At 41.2% G+C, this 21,468-nt stretch carries 18 protein-coding genes; 12 read left to right on the top strand and 6 right to left on the bottom strand.

Features of this window, described 5'->3' with window-relative positions:
• Positions 1-9: 9 nt before the first annotated feature.
• Positions 10-1,164 carry a helix-turn-helix domain-containing protein gene (locus tag PAUR_RS22755; protein ID WP_192510000.1) on the bottom strand — a complete coding sequence of 385 codons (1,155 nt, stop codon included), beginning with the start codon at positions 1,162-1,164 and terminating at the stop codon, positions 10-12.
• A gap of 162 nt (positions 1,165-1,326) precedes the next feature.
• Here PAUR_RS22755 and PAUR_RS22750 point away from each other — a divergent pair, with 162 nt between their 5' ends.
• The gene (locus PAUR_RS22750; RefSeq protein WP_192509999.1) at positions 1,327-2,007 is read left to right on the top strand and encodes a DUF2306 domain-containing protein; all 681 of its coding nucleotides are present in this window, start codon (positions 1,327-1,329) and stop codon (positions 2,005-2,007) included.
• Positions 2,008-2,073: 66 nt separating this feature from the next.
• On the opposite strand, the gene PAUR_RS22745 is transcribed toward PAUR_RS22750, so the two are convergent.
• Positions 2,074-2,958: a LysR substrate-binding domain-containing protein gene (locus tag PAUR_RS22745; RefSeq protein WP_192509998.1), complete on the bottom strand. Its 885-nt coding sequence runs from the start codon at positions 2,956-2,958 to the stop codon at positions 2,074-2,076.
• 107 nt (positions 2,959-3,065) lie between these two features.
• On the opposite strand from PAUR_RS22745, the gene PAUR_RS22740 reads away from it, so the two are divergent.
• Positions 3,066-3,386, top strand: a complete 321-nt coding sequence (locus PAUR_RS22740; protein ID WP_192509997.1) for a hypothetical protein — start codon at positions 3,066-3,068, stop codon at positions 3,384-3,386.
• Between the two features lie 46 nt (positions 3,387-3,432).
• Here the strand turns inward: PAUR_RS22740 and PAUR_RS22735 are convergent, their stop codons facing one another.
• On the bottom strand, positions 3,433-4,497 hold the full coding sequence (locus PAUR_RS22735; protein ID WP_192509996.1) for a hypothetical protein: 1,065 nt from the start codon (positions 4,495-4,497) through the stop codon (positions 3,433-3,435).
• Positions 4,498-4,851: 354 nt separating this feature from the next.
• Between PAUR_RS22735 and PAUR_RS22730 the strand changes: the two genes are divergently transcribed.
• From PAUR_RS22730 to PAUR_RS22715, 4 genes are all read left to right on the top strand, one after another.
• Complete coding sequence (locus tag PAUR_RS22730) at positions 4,852-5,823, top strand: hypothetical protein (RefSeq protein ID WP_192509995.1); 972 nt, start codon at positions 4,852-4,854, stop codon at positions 5,821-5,823.
• A gap of 55 nt (positions 5,824-5,878) precedes the next feature.
• Positions 5,879-7,423: a hypothetical protein gene (locus PAUR_RS22725; RefSeq protein WP_192509994.1), complete on the top strand. Its 1,545-nt coding sequence runs from the start codon at positions 5,879-5,881 to the stop codon at positions 7,421-7,423.
• A gap of 5 nt (positions 7,424-7,428) precedes the next feature.
• The gene (locus PAUR_RS22720; protein WP_192509993.1) at positions 7,429-7,587 is read left to right on the top strand and encodes a hypothetical protein; all 159 of its coding nucleotides are present in this window, start codon (positions 7,429-7,431) and stop codon (positions 7,585-7,587) included.
• Between the two features lie 301 nt (positions 7,588-7,888).
• Positions 7,889-8,344 (top strand): hypothetical protein, encoded by a 456-nt coding sequence (locus PAUR_RS22715; RefSeq protein WP_192509992.1) that lies wholly within the window; start codon positions 7,889-7,891, stop codon positions 8,342-8,344.
• A 98-nt stretch (positions 8,345-8,442) separates the two neighbouring features.
• Here PAUR_RS22715 and PAUR_RS22710 read toward each other — a convergent pair whose 3' ends face one another.
• The 3 genes from PAUR_RS22710 to PAUR_RS22700 all read right to left on the bottom strand — a co-directional run bounded on the left by PAUR_RS22710 (position 8,443) and on the right by PAUR_RS22700 (position 12,592).
• Positions 8,443-10,566 carry a TonB-dependent receptor gene (locus PAUR_RS22710; RefSeq protein ID WP_192509991.1) on the bottom strand — a complete coding sequence of 708 codons (2,124 nt, stop codon included), beginning with the start codon at positions 10,564-10,566 and terminating at the stop codon, positions 8,443-8,445.
• A 28-nt stretch (positions 10,567-10,594) separates the two neighbouring features.
• Positions 10,595-12,055 (bottom strand): PepSY domain-containing protein, encoded by a 1,461-nt coding sequence (locus PAUR_RS22705; protein WP_192509990.1) that lies wholly within the window; start codon positions 12,053-12,055, stop codon positions 10,595-10,597.
• Positions 12,056-12,214: 159 nt separating this feature from the next.
• Positions 12,215-12,592 carry a hypothetical protein gene (locus PAUR_RS22700; protein ID WP_192509989.1) on the bottom strand — a complete coding sequence of 126 codons (378 nt, stop codon included), beginning with the start codon at positions 12,590-12,592 and terminating at the stop codon, positions 12,215-12,217.
• 1,466 nt (positions 12,593-14,058) lie between these two features.
• Between PAUR_RS22700 and PAUR_RS22695 the strand changes: the two genes are divergently transcribed.
• From PAUR_RS22695 to PAUR_RS22670, 6 genes are all read left to right on the top strand, one after another.
• On the top strand, positions 14,059-14,289 hold the full coding sequence (locus PAUR_RS22695) for a helix-turn-helix domain-containing protein (RefSeq protein ID WP_192509988.1): 231 nt from the start codon (positions 14,059-14,061) through the stop codon (positions 14,287-14,289).
• A gap of 165 nt (positions 14,290-14,454) precedes the next feature.
• On the top strand, positions 14,455-15,051 hold the full coding sequence (locus PAUR_RS22690) for a hypothetical protein (RefSeq protein ID WP_192509987.1): 597 nt from the start codon (positions 14,455-14,457) through the stop codon (positions 15,049-15,051).
• A gap of 58 nt (positions 15,052-15,109) precedes the next feature.
• Positions 15,110-15,865: a helix-turn-helix domain-containing protein gene (locus PAUR_RS22685; RefSeq protein WP_192509986.1), complete on the top strand. Its 756-nt coding sequence runs from the start codon at positions 15,110-15,112 to the stop codon at positions 15,863-15,865.
• A gap of 226 nt (positions 15,866-16,091) precedes the next feature.
• Positions 16,092-17,612, top strand: coding sequence for a cytochrome-c peroxidase (locus PAUR_RS22680; protein WP_225738555.1), 1,521 nt, complete (start codon positions 16,092-16,094; stop codon positions 17,610-17,612).
• A 238-nt stretch (positions 17,613-17,850) separates the two neighbouring features.
• Positions 17,851-18,594 (top strand): SEL1-like repeat protein, encoded by a 744-nt coding sequence (locus PAUR_RS22675; protein ID WP_192509985.1) that lies wholly within the window; start codon positions 17,851-17,853, stop codon positions 18,592-18,594.
• An 815-nt stretch (positions 18,595-19,409) separates the two neighbouring features.
• Positions 19,410-21,290 carry an amidohydrolase gene (locus PAUR_RS22670; RefSeq protein ID WP_192509984.1) on the top strand — a complete coding sequence of 627 codons (1,881 nt, stop codon included), beginning with the start codon at positions 19,410-19,412 and terminating at the stop codon, positions 21,288-21,290.
• Positions 21,291-21,468: the final 178 nt, after the last annotated feature.

Raw genomic sequence — 21,468 nt, 5'->3', positions numbered from 1 at the left:
ATCAAACCATCACTTATTTTCTCGTTTTCTATATGCACTCGGTGTAGACCCAACCTGCTGTTTAAATGCGCTATAAAAAGCAGACCGCGAGTTAAACCCCACCGCCATTGCAATATCTAATACACTATCATTTGTGTTACTAAGCCTAACCTGTGCGGCTTCAATTCGTGAACGATTTACCCACTCAAAAAATGAAGTCTTCATGGTCTGATTTAATGTTTGAGAAATGTAGTGTGCGGGAATATTCAAGTGTATCGACAACTTGTATAAGGTGAGTTCATTGTTTAAATATAACGCGTCGCTAACTAACGCATTATTTAACTTGTCGGCAATTCGCTGCGACTGTGCATCACCTAACGCAGACCGCTGATACTTAATTTTGCTGCGTGCCAAATCAATAGGCTCCTCAGCCAACTTTTGATACACCGTTTCAAAGGCTGGGCGCTGGCGCAATGCCTGTATAGAAAAAAACCACACAACAGCTAAATTCAATATCATTGGAATAACGTCACTCACAAAGCGTATTTTCTCGTTAAAATTCGAGAACAACACCATAAGTAACCACACCCAACTACCAATAAGTAAGCACAAAGTGACATTAATCCAATACAAAGATTTATGGGTTTCATTCGTAAATACTTGCCTTAAGTCTGCTCTGTAGCTTTTTAATTGCCTGAATATCTTATAAATATAGAGGCTGCTTTGCACTAGCCACAATAAGAACAACGACGCAACGAGTATTGCACTGAATTGTTCAACACCGGCTTTTAACTGTGCATCATCGGCGTAAAATATCTTAAATTGAGACTCGCTAGGAAGGCATAACACCACAGCCCCAACGATTGCACCAAACAGCGCCAGCACAGCGTGTAATAAATGAGCTCTTTTGAGCTGCCAACGATAAGTTGCTGTGAGTCCTTCAATGTACAGCCAAATACACGGCATAATTAACATCCAAAGAACGCCACTGAGTGCAATATAATAAAGTTCTAATTGCGCAAAATGCGCAAACACTAATGGCTCAAGGCCGACCACACCTTGCACCATCAAAAACACCATAAAAGGCACAACATATGCTTTGTCTTTTATCCGTGTTGCCAACAAAGAGACAACAAAAATGGCGATACCAAATGTAATTAATCCAAGTATTATTTCTGGGCTCATAAATTTTTCTTAGTATATTTTTCAATGAATTAAAGTGCATTTTGAGTATTAAAACGTAATACTACACTGACTTTTATGTCTTCGCCAATTGTGCTGGACGACATCAATAAGCAATCAACATAAGGTGTCTCATAAAACCAACTACAAATAAAAGAGAGTCGTATGGACATGTCACCTATGATGCTAATTCATATTATCACAGGCAGTATCGCCGTACTTTCTGGTGTCGCTGCATTGGCACTTAAAAAAGGCAAAAAGCCGCACCGTAACGCGGGCAAAATTTTCGTTGTATCAATGACCCTTATGGCATTAACTGGCGGTTATATTGCCTATATAAAGCCAATGATGATCACCCTAATTGCCGGGCTATTTACACTACATTTAGTACTGAGTGCTTTTCTCATTGTTAAGTCTCCCCCGCATGCAATCAAACCATTGGATTATATGCTGCCATTTGCCAGTGTAGGTTTATGTGTTGCGAGCGCCTATTTTGGCTATAACGCACTCACGAGCCCCAGCGGCCATGTTGATGGGTTCAGTCATGAACCTTACTTCTTTTTTGCATTACTGTCATTGGTCGCACTCATCGGTGATGTAAAGCTTGTTATCAACAAAGGGATTTCGCACAGCCAACGCATGACCAGACATATTTGGCGCATGAGTTTCGCGCTATACATTGCCATAGGGTCATTTTTCGGACAAGGTGCACAGGCACTGCCCGATATGATCACACAAACGTTTCTAATACATATACCTGAGCCCCTTATATTGCTAATCATATGCTTTTGGCTCGGTAAGACATGGCTAAACAATCGCAAAAGTAGACCTGTGTTCAGTCAATAAAACGATTGCGCCTCACAGTGCCAATCGGGCCTATTTCATTGCAGCAACACACGATAAGCCACCAGTTTATAGATCTGTAAACTGGTCCCGTAGCCATTGCTGAAACACTTTCACTTTGTGCCAGTTAAAGTGTCCAGCAGGCCCTGCTAAATAGTATTGATACTCACACGATACTTTAAAGCTGGGCAGCACCTCAAGCTGCCCTAACGCCAGTTGCGGTTGGATCAACTGACGACGTAGCATACCAACGCCCTGCCCCGCAAGTGTCGCTTGCATCACGAGCGCCGCATTATCTATTTCTAAAAAATGTGGATCAAATTCTTGCTCTAATTCAATTTCCCGAAACAGAATTTGCCAAGCTCGTTCAGCATCAGGACAAATATCCATGATTAAATTGTGACGCTTGATCTCTGCTTTTAAAGGTTTGTCGATATTGATCAACCCGGGTTTGTAAGCCAATAACATATCATCACAGGCCAGTTGCTCACTGTGTAAGTCAGGATAATGTCCCATGCCAAACCTGATCCCTAAGTCGGCATCACCAGAATCAAAGTCCACCAAACTATCACTGGGATCTATACGAATTTTTATTTCTGGATGCTGCTGCTGAAAACTGCTCACTCTTGGCAGTAGCCAACACGTTGCAAATGAGGGAAGTACCGATATATTTAAAATCGTGGGTGAAGGATCTTCTTCTATCGCTTTTAAACCTGTATTTAAATGTTCAAACGCTTGTAAAATATGCGGGTACAACATTTTACCTTTGTGTGTCAGTGTTACTTTTCTTGTCTGGCGTTCAAACAATTGACATGCTAAATGCGTTTCCAAACTGCGGATCTGCTGGCTAATCGCCGCTTGTGTTACATACAAACACTCTGCGGCCTCTTTAAAGCTACCTAACTCTGCGGCATATTTAAAGTACATTAAACTTTTTAATGGGGGAAGTTGCATTGCATTACACATTAGAAAAACTTAAGCATAGTAAAGTTTTTATCGTTTGTCAGTAATCTTAAATCACTTAATACTCATTAGGCATCAAACAACTAAAGAGCATTGCTATGAATAAGTTACTTATACTACCTATATTACTCACTGCCAATATATTGTCGACAAATATGGTACACGCCACAGAAAGTCAGCAAGAAACAATCAATACTGCTGAAGGTTACCCGTATAAAAACTTAATTATGTGGGCTGATAAAGTTGAGCTTATATACTCAAATAACAATGAAAATACAGTTTGTCGTGTGAATGTTTTAAGCGACAACCTGACTCACAAAGGCATTAATCGTACGGTCAGTAACAACAAGTTCAAGAAAACTCCGATGGCTGCGTGCTTAACACGTGATACAGCCAAACAACTGCTAACAAAACTATGAATGCCACACTTGCTTACACACTCGATCGACGTGCGTATCATTCACTTTAGTGAGTTGCTAAGCGGTCCATTCGCCATTGATTAAACGCTTGTTCAATGGTTGGGTGGGCAGCTTCCAATAAGCCCGCAATTTGCTCACTTGATAACATCACGCACATATTCTGCTGCTCTTGTCTCAGCAAAGCCAATAACGCTTGCTCTGCTGGAACGTCATTAAGCATATAATGTACCCATGCCCAACCACTAAAGTATAATTGAGCTGTATCAATACTGCCCCACTGAGTTTCAGAATCGAGCACCGAATACAGCTCCATAGGTGTTCTATTCAGTATTCGGTAATCTACGTCAAAGCCACGGTGACCATTAACGCTTTCAAATGTTTCAGCCAACCCTTCATTTAGCCAGCGAGGCATACTACCAATGAGCCTCAGATTAATTGCATGTACAGCCTCATGAATGGCGGTTTTCAAAGTCGTGTTATCTCCCTTATATTCGACAAAAGCGGAGTTGTTACCATGAAAAAAGACACCTTGGCTTGAACGAGGGTCAAACCCCCCTTGCGAGGTATGATCTTCATAAGCTGCGCGACTATCCATAATAATTAAGTTCACATCAATGGGCTTGGCCGCGCTTTGTCCTAGCATACGCAAGTAATGAGTATGTACACTCCTTAATCGTGTAACCAACTTTGTAGTGAATGTCGTATTGATGACGCCTTGATGATAAACTTTTAATTTAAGCTGCTGATTAATAACACTTTCAAATAGAAAAAATTCAGGGCCAAGCGTTTCAGCCAACCGCTTAGCTGAGTCTCTTTGATAATTAAAGAACCCGCTCAGATCACATTGTTTGTGTTCAAGCTTTCTCTGAGGTTGGGCTGCAATCGTTGTTTTACGAATTTCTGGCGGTAATGCGTTATCCGTTTGAACTGTGACCACATGTTTTGACAAGTCGGGGGAAGGCATGGCTGTGCTTTTGCTTTGAAAGTCGAGAAAAAACCAAATACATACAACAATAACGATAACCGCCACAATAATACGTTTAAAAGCCATAAAATTACTGCCACCCCAATCAGCATTAACTGACAATCTGCTTAACCACCATTTAGTCATTGTAAGCCTAACATATAAAACAAAAAAGCTGCCATGTAATAGGCACTCCACGACGAAAAGCCAGCTCACCTCGTCCAGTAATAAAGCCAGATGCAATCACTCCCTCATCAACACTGAAGCGTGCAATAACACCATGACCCAATCTCAAAAATAATAATTTAAGGCATCAACATGCCATAAACACGCATTATTTCTCCTCACTTTATCCGTGTCACAGAGTACCCAAAAAGAATAAATACACACTAATTTTACAAAATTACCGGTACAACTGTAACTAAATTGTAAATATTGTAATGTATCTTGCTCTGCGTTGCGCAACACAACATAAAACACACAACAACTTTCGAGGAAATCATGAAAACAATATCAACGCTCTTTGCAACAGCTTTAACTGCATTGGCATTCGCACCAACCGCCAATGCCTACCTATACAAAGACCCTGGTTACGTAGAGCAGAAATCACGTGTTATCAATAAAAACAACGCAGTGGGTCGCTCTCACCAATACAGAGATCAACAAGGGTGGATGTATGTAGATGAAACGAGTAAAGGGGCAACCAGTGGTTTTTATCAAGCAGGAAATTGGTTAAAACTTCACAATCGCAATTTTAAAATTGCAGTTGGCTCTGTCGAATTTTCCTTCAACCCAAGTAAGCTTGATTGCACACAAGGTATGACATTTAATTTAACCGTTGGTGAAGATAGCGTTGCTGCATTTAAACCCAATTGTGACGACTTGCTAAACGCATCAATCACTTACCCTGTTGAGTATTATTTCGATCTAATACCTGAAGCAATCAAGCCAAAAGTTGAGTTACCACTTGATCCGTTAGGTCTATTAAAGCTTGGCGTTAAATTTGGTGCCGGTATCGAAGCTGGTGCCGATTTTACGGTTGGTGGTGTCATTGGTGGTCACAACAACGAAGAACCTTTTGAAGTTGATGGTGTTAGACGACCAGATTACATTTACGCAGAAGTTGCGCCTTATGTTGGGGGAGTAGTAAGTAGCTCAGCATACGCATCATTTGGTCATGGTATTTCTGAAGCCGGAGTTAAAGGAAAGTTAAGCCTTTTAAAAGTAAAAGGTAAAGGGTACGTGGAAGCAGGGATCCGCCGCATTAAACAAGATGAACAAATAATAGAACAAGGCTTTTTGGAGCTAAAAGTGACCACTCAATTCAGTGGTGGAGACGGAAAAATTCAAGCTTACTGCAAAAAGCTATGGGGTTTACTGCAATTCAATGTTGATGTCATGAAATGGGATCCACTTTATCAACGTGAATACACATTATATGAATACGCTAGCCCACAATGGGACACGCTATAACCTTTTGTATTGAACACCGTGGTGATCTAACTGATCACCACAACAGGAATTGACCATGAAGCTAAAAGCAACTTTATTACTCCTTGCCTTGTGTACTGGATGCATACTTTACCTCACGCAGCATAAAGAAGAGCAGGTAGAGCAAACCTTATTTAAAAACCCTATTTCACACAGTGCACCGAAAAAAATATTGCAACACACATACTCCGTAACAATAGAGTCAGCCGTGCTCGCCGAAAATAAAGCCGTCATAACCCATTCATCTCTTAGTTGGCACATGCACTTAGACAATACACAAGTCAACCAAGGCCTATTGACCGATATTGTGTTTATGAACAATGGCAAGCCACAGCCTTTAACACCACAGTTGCCATTTATATTTAACCGTCGTGGCACTGAGATAACGCAAGTAGACTTGCTCGCCTTACCCAGTGAGCATACGTTAAATGTATTACCTAACATACTTAACTTAATGAGTTTCTCAGAGCAGTCAACCTTGACGTTTAACGATGCGCATGGAATGAAAACCTACTCATATAACAGGTTAGGTGATCAGATAGACCGTCACCTTGAGTCGCGTCAGCTTCATTCCGCATCCGCGATTAATGATGAGCAAGAGCACTGGACAATGACCTTAACTAACCAGGACACCCCTTTGGAGGTCAGCTATTCATCTGAGAACCTATGGGAAAACAATGCACAAAAATATCGGGTAATACAAAAAGTGCATATTACCCGCCTGAATCATCAACCGACGCCGCTAATAGCAGTAAGTCGCAATCACAATGCCACTTTGACAAAGGCTTCTCAATCACCGGTTGCACGAGAAATTACAGGCCCTGAAGCATTACAAGACGCAATCTTAGAACTAAAAACATCGCTAGACCCACTATTAGCCAAGCAGATTGGGAAACACCTGCTCAGTGAATATGATTTATCTGAACTCGTTGCACTCATCGAGGAAGACCCAACTGCCAGCTCAGCAATTATTTACGCGTTACAAAAAGAACAAAGCCCACTTGCTGAACAGATGCTCACTGATTTACTTTCTACTGAGCAAGTTAATATTCAGACTAAACAAAAACTACTTATTGCATTGGGCCGCTTTGGGGCGTCGTCAAACATCTCATTTAATGCATTAGCAACCATCGCAGACAAGCCAAATAGTCCATTAGCCAAAACAGCTTTGCTAAATTTAGGGTCAATGGCCAAGTTTACCCCACAACAACAAGCTTCGGTTGAGACATTTTTATTAAACTCCCTCAATGGAGAGCAGCACTTAGGCACAGTCATACTTGCTGTTGGAAATAGCAAAATTCCTCATTTGTTACCGACCGTTGCGAAACTTTTGCAGCACCCACAAGCAGACATTCAACGTGATGCGGTTAAATTACTATCAACAGATCCACACTATCACGGACAAATCATCACCGCGTTATTAAAAAACCCCACAGTGCAAAGTGTTGACGCATTCGCTCGCACATTGTCTGATTCAGGCGTGGTACTCAACCAACAAAATAAAACTCGCTTGAAAAACTTATTTAACTCAACCGACAACCCCATTATAAAAAAACGACTAAAGGCCCTTGGGGTCGGCTAGTGTCCATGAGTCTATATCGTCAATCATCCATCGGTATAGACTCTGAAACACCTTCAGAGCGACGAAAGAGTATCGTCTCTCTGACACAAAGTGCTCGTCCTCCTATTCGTCTTCCTGACGCAGGTCAGGACCCAGATGCTTATATCCCTATTCTGTCTTCCTGACGAAGGTCAGGATCCATAAACACATACCTCACCAAATGACTCTGAAACGAGTTCAGAACGACGAAAGTATTTTCGTCTCCCTGACACAGGTCAGGGCCCATACCTTTACTAACCAACCCAAGCGATAACGATACACGAATTACGACACACCTTCAGAGCAGCGAAATATGTAGATGATCTTTAGAGACAAAATACACGCCTATGTTAAGTCTTTAAAATATCTATAATTGGTACGATTAGTGCTTTCCTGTTCAGATATAAACACTCAGCCAATTTTCTGTCGCGTAAGGGCCTTGATCGTATGAACTTTAATTCATTACCTCCACAAGCATATTCAAATCTAGACATTAATAATTTAGCCAAAACATCTACGAAAACAGCACAGGAGAACAATGCAGCAAATACTCAGGCAACTGACACGGACAATAAACCCGTTTCGACACCCGTAGAGCCAGAAAAAAGCCAAGATGACGCAGCCCAAGCATCTGCAAAAAACAGAAAAGAAGACATAAGCGACCAAGAAAAAATAGTCGGCAATATAAGAATACTGCAAGCAAGGATAGGAGAAGTACGCGCAGACAAAACGCTGTCTAAAGATGAACAAACAGCACAAGTAGCTAAATTGAAAGAACAGCTTGATGAACAGCTACAAAATGTTCAATTGGTCATAAAAAAACAAACCTCTACGCTCGTACAAAGTTTATTTGCGAGCAATGGTTCTAGCCATTCAGGCATGATCTTTAACAATCGAGCTTAATAAAAACAGGCGCATACTATGACATGCGCCTTGTTTCAATACGGCTGAGCGTAATGGCTAACTCGTTTCATCTATGTTGAACAAACCAACACGACTTTTTAAAATGAGTAATTTAACCCTGCATACATGGTACGCGGCGCACCCGGTTGAATTCGCTCTTTGCCATACCTTAATTCACTTTGTAAGGCATATTTTTTATCCGTCACATTTGCAATGCGTACATGCAGTTTAAGTGCATCAGATAAATCATAGTTAAACTTCAAATTGGCGACTGTATAGCCTGAATACTTTTGCGTATTTTTAGCATCCATCCAGTAATCACCAATGCTTTGTAGCTCTGCAATGATATTCAGTCCTTCAATAGCACGGCTATTATAGTTAAGCCTTAAATTCGCCACATACTCAGGAGCCATTTGTAAACTGTTGCCTGACAAGTCGTGTGCTTTACTCTCTTTAGACTTATAATCGACTCGGCCTTGGTCTTCAATATAATGATCAAATTCATGATCCGATTGACTGTATGCAAACGCAACCGATACAGAATCAGAATATTGATAATTCACACCAAGCTCTATGCCCTGATGCTCAACACTTGCAGCATTTACCCGATAAGACGCACCAAAATCATCATACGCTGTGACAATGGCATCATCTACAGCCATAATATAATACGCCAACTCTAGCGAGAACGCGTCAAGATTTACCTTATAACCCACTTCGTAAGTATCTGACGTTTCCTCACTTAAAGAACTCAACTGAGCGCTGGTTTCCTTGGTTTTTAAATGATACAGCTCAGACGCAGTTGGAATGCGAATTGCGTTCGCAAAACGCACATACACATTACTGGTATCATCTAATTGATAGTTCAAACTCGCCTTCGGGCTCATATGGTCAAACGTGTCTGTTCTGTCTGCTATCGAGCGATTGCCAAACCCATCGTCATCGTAAACCGCTAAGTTGTTTTCAAACTCATATTCATTGCTATCGTATCTTAACCCTAATGAATAACTCAGCTGGCTCGTGATAGAGCCCACATGCTGAATATAAGGTGCTATGCCTTTAAAGCGCGTTTTATCATCATAAAATACATGCCCTTTTGGATACGTTGCCGCCCCCCAACCCGATGTAGTTCTGGTGGCTGCTTGAAAAGAAAATGCATCACCTTGCGAATATTCTAAGTCAATACCAATGGTGGTTTCAAAATCATCACTGTGGCTAAAATTACTTAATGCAAGTACGCCTATCGTTTTTACGCTTGACTCAACCTGCGGCATATTGGGCTGCCACGTTGCGATATAATCGTTACTGCGATAACGCGCATAAGGAATAATCGACGCAAAAACACCATTACCTTGATACTGATACTCTGAACTAATACGAAAGTAGTCAGTTTTACGCCGAGGATCTATTTTTATCACTTCAGCTGGTAACCCTGATTGCGACGGGTCTTGTGCAAACATATCGGCCGTCAAGGCGTTCAACATTTGTTGATCAAGAGATGAGGCCATTATACTGGTTTTAAACGAATGTTTGTCGGCAACACTCACTTCGTGCAACACGTTCAGCTCGGTTTTTTCAACGCGACTATTGTCACGCCAACCATCATTACTTAGGTACGCTCCTGATACCCTCACGCCATTTTGATCTGATAAATGGTGTGTCGCACTGCCTTGATAGCGAGCGTAACCATTTTCACCCAATGTGATGCCAGCCTCATTTTTATCTGAATCTACTGGCGCCGATAATATATTTACCGTTGCTGCAACAGCACCTGACCCATACAAACTGGTTCCCGCGCCCTTCATTACCTCTAGGCGTGAAAGTGATGAATTACTGCTTGCCCACCAAAGTGCATTGTGATTATAAAAAGCAGCGGATTGTAATGGCACATTATCTTGTAGGTAGAGCGTATAGCCACCATAGTTTATAGGCATTCTAATTGCTGCATTGTGCCCCTGACCGCCCGACAATTGGTTTAATAGTACACCCGGGATGGTTTGCAATGATTCAGATAAATGCTGGCTATTGTCATTGTTTAAAACGTCTTCTGATACACTGCCAATACTCAAGGCCAATTCAGTACTCGATTTAGCGGTACGGGTTGAGGTAACGGTTATTTGCTCTATTTCATCCATGCCATCATCATAGTTTGCCATTGCATTCAGTGAACACGCTGACAAAATTGACAACGATATAAGCGAATAACGAAAGCGTTGCTTCATGCTAAATATTCCTAAGTTGTTATTTTAATTAATTACTTTTTATTGGGGTTACTACAGGATGTAATACACGGCGCGCGCAGGCTTGTTTTTGACGATAACGACGACCTATATACAAACGCACGCCAAACCCTGCGGTAATGACAAGCCCAATACATATAAAGGTCATTATAATATCACGCGTGCCTCTGCCTAATGGGTTCAAAAAATGGTATTTATGAAGATACCCAAAGTGCCAACTCCGTGCGGTTTGCCAGTCGCCATCAACACTGGCAATAAACCCAGTGTGGGGCTCAACACTATAAAGTACATCTGGCGTATGTGCGTAGCTAACCTGAATAACTGGCAAACGCTTATTAATAAACCCATAAGTCGGGCCAAATTTATCAACCTTTTGCCAATGAGACACGGCACCTGCGACGTTAAGTTGCCTTGAAAGTAGTGAGGTGGCCACATCAACACTTGTGACATCAGCGCGCTCACCACGCCAATAACTAAAATCAAGCACAGGCTTATGTTGTGCCTTCACTTGCTTAATAACCTGAGTAAAAATTTGTTCACCAATAACCACTAACTGAAAGTTGTCACCTTGTGCTTGGAGCAAATCATTAACAGGGTCGTGGGTTAAAGAGGCTGTGAAAATAGCGTTGCCGGGTGACAACGCCCTAAACGTCTCGGGGAAAAACTTATCAACTAATATATGTATACTGCTTGTCGAAAAGCCCAACATACATACACTTAAAACCACACCGAATGAACGATGTAATACAGGTGTATTAACCCGTTTGTTTTTTAAACGTCGCCATAACAAGCTATAACTCAACAAGCCAAAAGTAGCAGTGCCAAACAGTAATAATGAGATAGCCAGCATGGGTATAATACGCCATAAATCATGCCGCCCTCCAACAAGCTCAAAAGTATGAAGTTGCTTAAACCAAAACAATAAACTTTCCCTTAAGGGCGTATTATGTGCCGCAATGCGCTTACTTAAGGTATCAACATAGAGGTTATTTTCATTCGATAAGGTGACACGATACACCGGCAGCATACGATTTATTTCAGCATATGCAGGGCTAAATTCATTAATTAATGCGACTTCTAACGCCAGCTGACCAGACCAGATTTGTGCTAAATAACGAGCATAAAGCTCATCATTCAAGGCCCTATTTATTACACCTGTACGGGTTGAATAATAAACCGTACGCCGAGTGTCTATACCGGCCACAATCACCTGATAATAATAATCATCGTCATATTCAACAATACTTGCGTGACTAAATTCAGTCACCTGATGATCAGCTAAAACCCGCTTTAATGGCAACGCGGTTGTTAAAATATGTTCAGGGACGCTCACTAAAGGCGCTTTTAACCGTTCAGCTTTGGCAAAGTGCGACATAGCGGGGTGTAACAAACCACTTAGCGCCCACACAATAAAGGGAATAACACATAGCAAGGCAAAGCGCCTATGCCAAACAAGTAAAGACTTGATCATATTATTATTGTTATTATTTCAAAAAGATGGGAGTAGTATAATTCGAATAATCACAGGAAGGGTGTGACATAATGTCGCAGCAGGTACAATTCACCCTTTATACTGAGTGGCCCCGACGTGATAAACAATAGACATGGGGATTCGCGCTAGGCCATGCGGTTAAAACTGGCCTAGTAACGCACCGCGTATATTACGAGATATGGTATGTAAATCAGTCATTCTCTTTTTAGCCTCAAGCATATCAATGCCTTTAATCGCTTCGGCATCTTCTAAGAAAAATGCCATATCAAACTTCTTACGTCGTTTATTGAAAACGTAAACTAATATATAGCAATACCCATCAACTGCATTCGTGGTCCTAAAAAACTCAAAATCCGTATAGCTGAGTTTGGGCTTTACAATATCTGCATCGAGGTTTTTTATAAACACATGCTTTATGTATATTTTTTTCGTTGCAATAGAGTACTTAGTCACATCTCGCAACCCCAACTTATTTAACGATTCAGATGCCACATCCAGTGGTAACAAACTAGTCATCAATGACATATCCTTACTTACTATGAAAACCGACTGTAAACATAATTAAGTAAATGATGTGAAAAAATCTCCCCACGATATAAATAACTTGTGAAATAGCACAATTTACTGTGAAGTAACTGGGTCTAAAACCAACATTCGCGTAGAAAACCATCAAGATTGATGCGAAACGACCCTTTCGTCTTCCCGAGGTAGATCAGGACCCAGACGCTTATATCCCTATTCCGTCTTCCTGACGCAATTCAGGACCTATTTCAGCTACCCTTTATCACCCTCTCATTCGTCTTCCTGACGAAGGTCAGGATCCATTTCAGTCGTCACACCACCCACGGCCTTCACATAATGGATTCTGAAACAAGTTCAGAACGACGAAGGGTTTGGAGCGCAGGATCCATTTCAGTTACCCTTTATTCCCGTCTTCCTGACGAAGGTCAGGACCCAGACGCTTATATCCCTATTCCTCCTTCCTGACGCAATTCAGGACTTATTTCAACTACGCTTTATTGCCCTCTCATTCGTCTTCCTGACGAAGGTCAGGACCCATTTCAGTCGTCACACCACCCACGGCCTTCACATAATGGATTCTGAAACAAGTTCAGAACGACGAAGGGTTTGGAGCGCAGGATCCATTTCAGTTACCCTTTATTCCCGTCTTCCTGACGAAGGTCAGGACCCATTTCAGTCGTCACACCACCCACGGCCTTCACATAATGGATTCTGAAACAAGTTCAGAACGACGAAGGGTTTGGAGCGCAGGATCCATTTCAGTTACCCTTTATTCCCGTCTTCCTGACGAAGGACAGGACCTATACCTGTCGTCACACCACTCGCGATCTTCACATAATAGATTCTGAAACAAGTTCAGAACGACGAACGGTTTGGAGCGCAGGACCCATTTCAGCTACCCTTTACCACCCTCTCATTCGTCTTCCTGACGAAGGTCAGGACCCATACCTGTCGTCACACCACTCGCGATCTTCACACAATGGATTCTGAAACACCTTCAGAGCGACGAAAGCATGACACGAGTACCAAACCACTCTCGTTGTCTTCCTGACGTAGGTCAGGACCCATTTCAGTCGTCACACCACTCACAATCCTCACATAATAGATTCTGAAACAAGTTCAGAACGACGAAGGGTTTGGAGCGTAGGACCAATTTCAGCTACCCTTTATCACCCTCTCGTTGTCTTCCTGACGTAGGTCAGGATCCATTTCAGCTACCCTTTATTGCCCGCTCGTTCGTCTTCCTGACGCAGGTCAGGACCCATACAATCTCTTCCTTTGCGAACCACACCCGGTATAAATACCCACGCATTTATTTTATCAAAACACCAACAACCCCTTCACTAATTCGCATATAAATATTATCATATCCACGCTAGTTTACATTATGTGATTACAATGTTATATTTCCGTTAAATATAATTAAAATAACCTTTCCATCGATAATTTAAGGATAGGACGTGATCAATGGTGATGACCTTAAGGCCATGCGGAAACAGGCCGGTATAACACAAGCGCAAATGGCAGAAAAGCTGAGTTGTGACAGAAAAACAATCAGTAATTACGAGTTTGGTGTAGGCGAGCCAAAAATGGGGCAACTGTTTAAATGGTTAATGATTTGCAGAGTTGATATTAAGCCGCTGACAAGTCAAATTGCTAAAATCAGAGATAAACTAGACTCTGAAGAATAATTAAATAGGAAGTCAATTAGGGTATAATATGAAGATACTTAGTTTAAAATCATGCTCTCGCATTAGTGGTGGAGCAACCCCGCACAAACCAAGAAAAGAATCTCAGAGAAGGCAATACGAATTAATATTGATCAAAAACTTAAGAAAAAATGAATTAACTAAGCCATGAAGAAATCAACAGGTATAATACTCACAATAATCCTAACTGCTGTTATTTATTCAACTTTCGGCTCTTTAGAAATTCCAAGTTCACTATACACAACATCAATACTAATCGCTATTACTTATGGATTTCTGAAGAAAGAAATAAATATAACCCATATTTCCTCATTGTTTTTAATTATTTTTATTTTCGAATACTTAACCATTGAGTTAACTGTAAATATATTAAATGCATCTGAAATAAGCACAGTCTCCTCCGCCGCAATTCATTTTGGAGTTCAAATAGCAACAAGTATACTTGCTGTTATTTCACTAATATTTAGGGTTCAAATATCAAGATGGATATCAAAATCAGATAGAGTAGCTTTGACAATTTTTGATGGTGTTACCCCTTGGGTTTATATATACCTCACCTTAATTGTAGTCCTGACGGCAATTGAATATACAATAGATCACAATTTTGGCCTCCTACACCTCTCTTTTATTTATGACTATTATGAAGTTCTAATATATTTAGGAATGGCTTCTGTTATAGGAATTCTATTATCAATGATAATCTGCCATGAAAAAGATTTAAAAAAACAGATAAGTGACACGTAGAAATCATAATTTATGTATACACTACTTAAATTGTTAAGGCCCTAAGTAGAAAAAATAAGTGCTTGATGGAAACGACTTAAAATCCATAAGGAAAAATGCTGGTATCTCGCAAACTGAGATGGCTAAAAAGCTAGACTGTGACCGCAAAACAGTCATCAATTATGAACAAGGGGTCTGTGAGCCAAAAACAAGCCAGCTTTTTCAGTGGTTAAGTGTATGTAAAATTGATTTAAAGCCGCTAGCCGCACAGCTTCAGAACATTAAAAATTCTGTGTTCGTCATATTCGCCATTGCGTACCTTTCATCCGAATTCATGATGTCGTTATATATTTCGCTTTTAGTACTACTTCTAACATTTGGTGTTATACGAAAAAACATAGTAATTGCCACATCAACAAGCATTTTACTTTTTATGAATCTTATAGAGTATTATACGTTTTTATTTCTAATGGATTTTCTAAGTAGTCTTGATAACAAAACACCGTGGCACTCTTCTCTCATTTTTATTGCACAAGCTGTAATTTCATTTTCAATTATATTCTTGCTCATGTATCAAAACAGTATCGTTAGGCTTCCTTTATTTAAACCTTGGTACCACAACAGAGGAAATAACTCACTGCTGATCGTCACTCATGCATATTTCACCATTACATCACTAATAACCGCATTAGAGTATGTACTACACCGTGTTTATTCGTTCAAAAACTTGGCCTTTCTATATAATAATTATGAAAACTTCATTTACGCTGGGTGGGCTGTAATTATGGCGACATTGCTTAGCATGGTTACGAACGACTTAAACAAACAACCATAACTCACAGCGGAAAACACCCTATATAGCCATACAAAGTCGTTGAATTACACAATAAATTTACAACTCGTCGTGCCCGCTCCCAGATAACAATACTAAGTAATGAACTTTAAGATATTACGTAAGAATAAAAAACCAACCACAAGTGTAATTTTAACAATAATTCACATTTCTTCCACATTTGCTTGGCAGTGTGATTGAAAGCTCATTATTTATAACTGGATGTAATATGATTTTAAGTTCTTTAGTATTAAGTAATCTATTTGTATTCAGCGCGAACTTAGCGCCTGTTGAACACCTAAAAACACCGCAAAACATAGTACCTATGCAACTCAATACATCCAGTGAAAACGTTGATACTCAAGCCAGTAACGCAACCGACACTATGCTTAATACACTCATTACAGAAAAAAGATTGAATAGAAGAATTAGGCAGACTCGTCAAGCCCCAAGGATAGACAATCCAATACCACAATTGGGTATGAAACTGTTTTTCTCAAAAGCGCTCGGGGGTGAAAAAACAGTCGCCTGTGCCACCTGCCATCACCCTGAGCTAGGTGGTGCCGACCAACTTTCATTCAGTATTGGTACAAATGCCATTGATCACGATGCCATTGGCCTCGCCCGCAAAGCCATCAATAACGAGGTTACCATACCGCGCAATGCTCCAACTGTTTTTAATACAGGGCTGATGCGCCGCACCTTATTTTGGGATGGGCGTGTTGAGCGGGTGCAAGATGCACAAGGAAACCGTACCGATCAAATAAGCACCCCTGACTCTAATTTTAATACACCAGATGGCAATGCTGGAGACACCCTAACCGCAGCGCTGTCACGCTTTCCGGTTACTTCAGTTGAAGAAATGCGCGGGAATGCATTTGCACAAGCAACCAATAATGAAGAGGTTAGACGTCATTTGGCTGAACGCATTGGCGATTACGGTACAGAAACGGGCGGCCTTGCTACCAATGATTGGCTGGCGCAATTTCGTGCCGCATTTAACAGCCAAGACTCCGCCGAGAATTTAATTACATTTAACAGTATTGCGTTAGCACTTGGTCAATATCAACAATCCATGGTGCTTATTGATACCGACTGGCATCGTTATATGAATGGCGACAGCAGTGCGTTAACTGATCAACAAAAACGTGGTGCATTATTGTATTTCACATCAAAAGAAGATGGGGGTGCAGGGTGTGATACGTGCCATGGCGGATCTCGATTTACCCGAGAAGGATTTGTTAACCTTGCTTATCCACAGTTTGGCATTGGCACGCAGGATAACAAAAGTGATATAGGCCGAGCAGCCATTGAACCAACCCGCCGGAACCAGTTTGCGTTTAGAATACCCAGCTTACTCAATGTTGGCCTCACAGCGCCCTATGGCCACGCTGGATCTTTTCAGACATTAGATCAGGTTGTGGCCCATTATGTTGACCCTGCAACCAGTATTGAACAATTTTTTCAACGAGGTGGAGCGTGTGGGTTGCCCCAATTTGCTGACAACGCAAACTGTGACAGCTTAAACGACCAAGCTCAAGAGAATAGCCAAGCAGCATTAAGACGCCTTGAACGCTCACGTTTTGTAAAACCCATATTAAATACGGATCAACAACAAGACCTTGTGGCTTTTTTACACGCTTTAACCGATCGCTGTGCAACAAATACCGAATGTATTCAGCAATGGGTACCCAATACCGAAGGTGATGACCCTGATAACTTACAGTTAAAAGCACACTTCACCCCCTAATTAAACCAGTTCTTCCAACCCTCAATGAGTTGATAATTACGCGAGTAATATCAACTCATTCTTTAACCAAAACCTCATGTTAGCCACGCAAAAACCTCAGAATATAAAGCCTAATTAGAACATTAAATCAAGAATATCTTTACACACATTTACAATAATCAACATTTGTCGGATTGCCAAATGTGCTCATCTTTAATACTGTTGCAAAAACATAAAAACCCATAATAGGAACTTGTAGATGAGGCTGTTCAGCTTAATGTTCATTGCGCTGCTGTGCTCAACACCTGCTTTTGCATGCGAAGGCTTACCACAAAAAGCACTGAGTGCTGACGAAGCAACTTGGTCGCCCTATTTACGACGGGGTATGAAACATTTTGGTCTTAAAAATGACGAAATGGCTATTGCATGTTTTGAAAAAATAAAACCCTATGAGCCTGGTATTGCTAACATTCGTATTGCAACTGTATATCATCTTCGCTTTAAAGCACAACCCGACAGTAACGAACTTCGCAATCATGCATTAACACATTACAATCGTGCTTTAGAGCACCCTAATAATATTCCTGTTAATATGATACGTTCACACATTACGAAGTTATTGATGTCATTGTCTGAGCAAGAAATCATAGAGTTACAAAGTGATCGCACCGGAGTAAGTCGTTACAATTATTTTAATGCAGGCTTGTATTACATCATCAAGCAACAACCAAAACAGGCATTACGATTGCTTGAACGCGCGGCTCAAGAAAAATATTGGCATGCCAAACTGCTGCTAGGTTTACTATACAACCCTATCTTTAAATATAACGCACAATATAGCCTATTTAAAAAAGACAGTGATCTTGCCATTATGTGGTTAGAAAAGGCGTATAATCAAGTCCCGACACAAATGCTTGAAAGGCAAATACTAAAGCTGCAGGAATACCGAAAAGATCCAAAACCAACAACACCTTCCACTGAGCACCAAGTGGTCACAAAATAGGTGTTTATTACCAATAAAGATTCTGAAACAAGTTCAGAACGACGAAAGTGTTTTCGTCTTCCTGACGCAGGTCAGGGTCCAATTCAGCTATCCTTTATTGCCCTCCTCGTTCGTCTTCCTGACGTAGGTCAGGATCCATGCCAATCGTCACACCACCCGCGCTCTTCACCTAATGGATTCTGAAACAAGTTCAGAACGACGAAGGGTGTAAAACGCCATGCCAGCTTCCCTCCTTCGTCTTCCTGACGTAGGTCAGGACCCATGCCAATCGTCACACCACTTGCGCTCTTCACCTAATGGATTCTGAAACAAGTTCAGAACGACGAAGGGTTTCGTCCTCATGACGCAAAATGCTCGTTCTTCTATTCGCCTTCCTGACGTAGGTCAGGACCCATGCCAATCGTCACACCACTTGCGCTCTTCACCTAATGGATTCTGAAACAAGTTCAGAACGACGAAGGGTTTCGTCCTCATGACGCAAAATGCTCATTCTTCTATTCGTCTTCCTGACGTAGGTCAGGATCCATGCCAATCGTCACACCACTTGCGCTCTTCACCTAATGGATTCTGAAACAAGTTCAGAACGACGAAGGGTTTCGTCCTCATGACGCAAAATGCTCGTTCTTCTATTCGCCTTCCTGACGTAGGTCAGGACCCATGCAACGTTTAACCACCATGGCTAATAAACCGATTTACCATATAAATCATTGGTGTAAGCAGATGTAATAACATTTTATTTATCTAAACCGGATAATAACTGTGCCACTTAACGGTAAATGGCTAAACCAGTGCTATCAATAATAAGGAAGTAACTTATGAATCACGACAATTGTAATCACGACTGTGCACAATGTGCTTGTCACAACCCACTTTGGAATAATTACGAAACCTCAGAGTCTTTAAACCATTTCACCGATTCAATTAAAGAGTATGCAAAACAACTTAGTACGTCTGAATCTTTACTCCCTACAGGGTTTGTCATGTATTCTGGCGGCGTGATCCGCCCTATGATTAACGGCTCAACCGACCAAGTTGAAGCGATTGGCTTTGCAAATGGCAAAGTCTTTGCGGTAGGTAATTTGAGTGATGTAAGTGCCCAAATGCGCGCACTTGGTATGCAACCCAACAATCACCTTGTATTAGAAGAAAACCAAACACTCTTACCAGGTTTAATTGAACCTCATGTGCATATTGTTCCTACAGCACTGACCATGGGTTGGATTGATTTAGGCACGTTCACGGGTCAGCATTTAAACCCAGATTACAGCCTAGATTACGTACTTAACCAAGTTAAGCAGTTTGCGCCTGAAAAGCCGGGAGATTGGATTTTAGGTACTGGCGTTGATCCTGCGCTTATGCCCTTTGAGTATGAAGGGGAATGTAAAGACAGCGCACCACAACTTGCTGATATCACCGTTATAGCATTAGATAATTTAAGAGATGACAACACCCCAATATTCCTTATGTCAGCATCGTTACACACCGCTTATGTAAACACCGCAGCCCTAGAGCAAATTAAACCATTTTTCCCCGCTGATGAACAAGCTAACTTTGTTAACAACATAACCGAGCAAGGGGCTTTGCAAGAGCTCACGCAAATTTCCCCTGCTTTTAACGCCATACCTACATCTCAAAATTTAGCGGCGTTAAAGCACTTACCTCGCTACATTGCTGAAATTTTCTCTACCGCAAATAAACGTGGCGTCACTATGATGTATGAAGCAGGTATGAAGCCAATGATGTGTGAAATGTTAAAGCTCTATCGAAAATTCACTCCGCATAATATGCGCGTTGGCTACGCAAAACTGTGCGAATCAGTTGCCGATGCAGAAGCATTGACTGACTTTACGCCCATCACCGAGCAAAGCTTAGCTGAAGTGTTTCAAGCGGGTGTCAAGTTAGTTTCCGATGGCTCCAACCAAGGGTTAACCGGTTATCAGTCAGAACAGTACAGTTGTAACCCCGTCAATAATTACGGAATTTTCAATTATAGTTATGACGCCACAGAACAAACCGACAGCAATAAACCAAACTATCAAAAAATGGTGAATACCATTATCAATAAAGGCTGGCCTATTTTAATTCATGCCAATGGTAACCACGCCATTGATATTGCGCTTGATGTATTTGAAAACGCGCTGGTTGGCGAGTCGGGTATTTATAAACGCCACCGTATTGAGCATTGCTCTTTGTTAAGCGACTACAGCGCAAAACGTATGCAAGAAATTGGTATTTCACCGAGCTTTTTAATTGGCCATGTTGGCTACTGGGGTTATGCCTTTGAAAAAGTTATCTTCAAGAGTAAGTCGCACATGCTCGACCGCTGCAAAACCATGCTTGACCTAAATAGCCGAATTACCTTACACAGTGATTTATCAGTGAGCCCAACTGGCCCGTTACGCATGATGGAGCAAGCAGTAACCCGTATTATGGAAAAATCTCCCAAGCACCACGTGTTAAATGAAAGTGAATGCATCTCCCGAGAACAAGCTCTCAAGGCCATTACGTATGATGCAGCTTGGCAATGCCATGTTGATGAATGGGTGGGCAGTTTAGCTAAAAACAAACTGGCCGATTACGTTATTTTAGCTGAAGATCCGCTCACAATTAGTGACGCAAGAAAAATACGCGACATACCGGTATTACAAACTTGGGTAGGTGGGAAGCTACGCTATCAGTACCAACTTTTTAGCTAATCGCATTACGTATTTAAAGTTAAAGGAAACACACTTCGTATAATCGCTTAGAAAAAATAATGTTAAGGATGACATTATTTTTAATCAAACCAATGAACGGGAAAGTCATCGCTTTTGCGTGAATAATCGCCATTTGTGTTTACAAAAAATATACAAGCCTTTAAATTACATACTTAAC

This window comes from Pseudoalteromonas aurantia 208 (genome assembly GCF_014858725.1).
GTDB classification, from domain to species: Bacteria; Pseudomonadota; Gammaproteobacteria; order Enterobacterales; family Alteromonadaceae; genus Pseudoalteromonas; species Pseudoalteromonas aurantia.
This window is presented reverse-complemented; position numbering and strand designations above follow the sequence as displayed.

What these genes read in the sequence shown, in the direction of transcription:
- PAUR_RS22680 (WP_225738555.1), top strand. Translation starts at nt 16,092, where the DNA reads ATGATTTTAAGTTCTTTAGTATTAAGTAATCTATTTGTATTCAGCGCG.
- PAUR_RS22710 (WP_192509991.1), bottom strand. Translation starts at nt 10,566, where the DNA reads ATGAAGCAACGCTTTCGTTATTCGCTTATATCGTTGTCAATTTTGTCA.
- PAUR_RS22745 (WP_192509998.1), bottom strand. Translation starts at nt 2,958, where the DNA reads ATGCAACTTCCCCCATTAAAAAGTTTAATGTACTTTAAATATGCCGCA.
- PAUR_RS22705 (WP_192509990.1), bottom strand. Translation starts at nt 12,055, where the DNA reads ATGATCAAGTCTTTACTTGTTTGGCATAGGCGCTTTGCCTTGCTATGT.
- PAUR_RS22715 (WP_192509992.1), top strand. Translation starts at nt 7,889, where the DNA reads ATGAACTTTAATTCATTACCTCCACAAGCATATTCAAATCTAGACATT.
- PAUR_RS22670 (WP_192509984.1), top strand. Translation starts at nt 19,410, where the DNA reads ATGAATCACGACAATTGTAATCACGACTGTGCACAATGTGCTTGTCAC.
- PAUR_RS22720 (WP_192509993.1), top strand. Translation starts at nt 7,429, where the DNA reads ATGAGTCTATATCGTCAATCATCCATCGGTATAGACTCTGAAACACCT.
- PAUR_RS22740 (WP_192509997.1), top strand. Translation starts at nt 3,066, where the DNA reads ATGAATAAGTTACTTATACTACCTATATTACTCACTGCCAATATATTG.
- PAUR_RS22735 (WP_192509996.1), bottom strand. Translation starts at nt 4,497, where the DNA reads ATGACTAAATGGTGGTTAAGCAGATTGTCAGTTAATGCTGATTGGGGT.
- PAUR_RS22750 (WP_192509999.1), top strand. Translation starts at nt 1,327, where the DNA reads ATGGACATGTCACCTATGATGCTAATTCATATTATCACAGGCAGTATC.
- PAUR_RS22675 (WP_192509985.1), top strand. Translation starts at nt 17,851, where the DNA reads ATGAGGCTGTTCAGCTTAATGTTCATTGCGCTGCTGTGCTCAACACCT.
- PAUR_RS22730 (WP_192509995.1), top strand. Translation starts at nt 4,852, where the DNA reads ATGAAAACAATATCAACGCTCTTTGCAACAGCTTTAACTGCATTGGCA.
- PAUR_RS22725 (WP_192509994.1), top strand. Translation starts at nt 5,879, where the DNA reads ATGAAGCTAAAAGCAACTTTATTACTCCTTGCCTTGTGTACTGGATGC.
- PAUR_RS22690 (WP_192509987.1), top strand. Translation starts at nt 14,455, where the DNA reads ATGAAGAAATCAACAGGTATAATACTCACAATAATCCTAACTGCTGTT.
- PAUR_RS22700 (WP_192509989.1), bottom strand. Translation starts at nt 12,592, where the DNA reads ATGACTAGTTTGTTACCACTGGATGTGGCATCTGAATCGTTAAATAAG.
- PAUR_RS22755 (WP_192510000.1), bottom strand. Translation starts at nt 1,164, where the DNA reads ATGAGCCCAGAAATAATACTTGGATTAATTACATTTGGTATCGCCATT.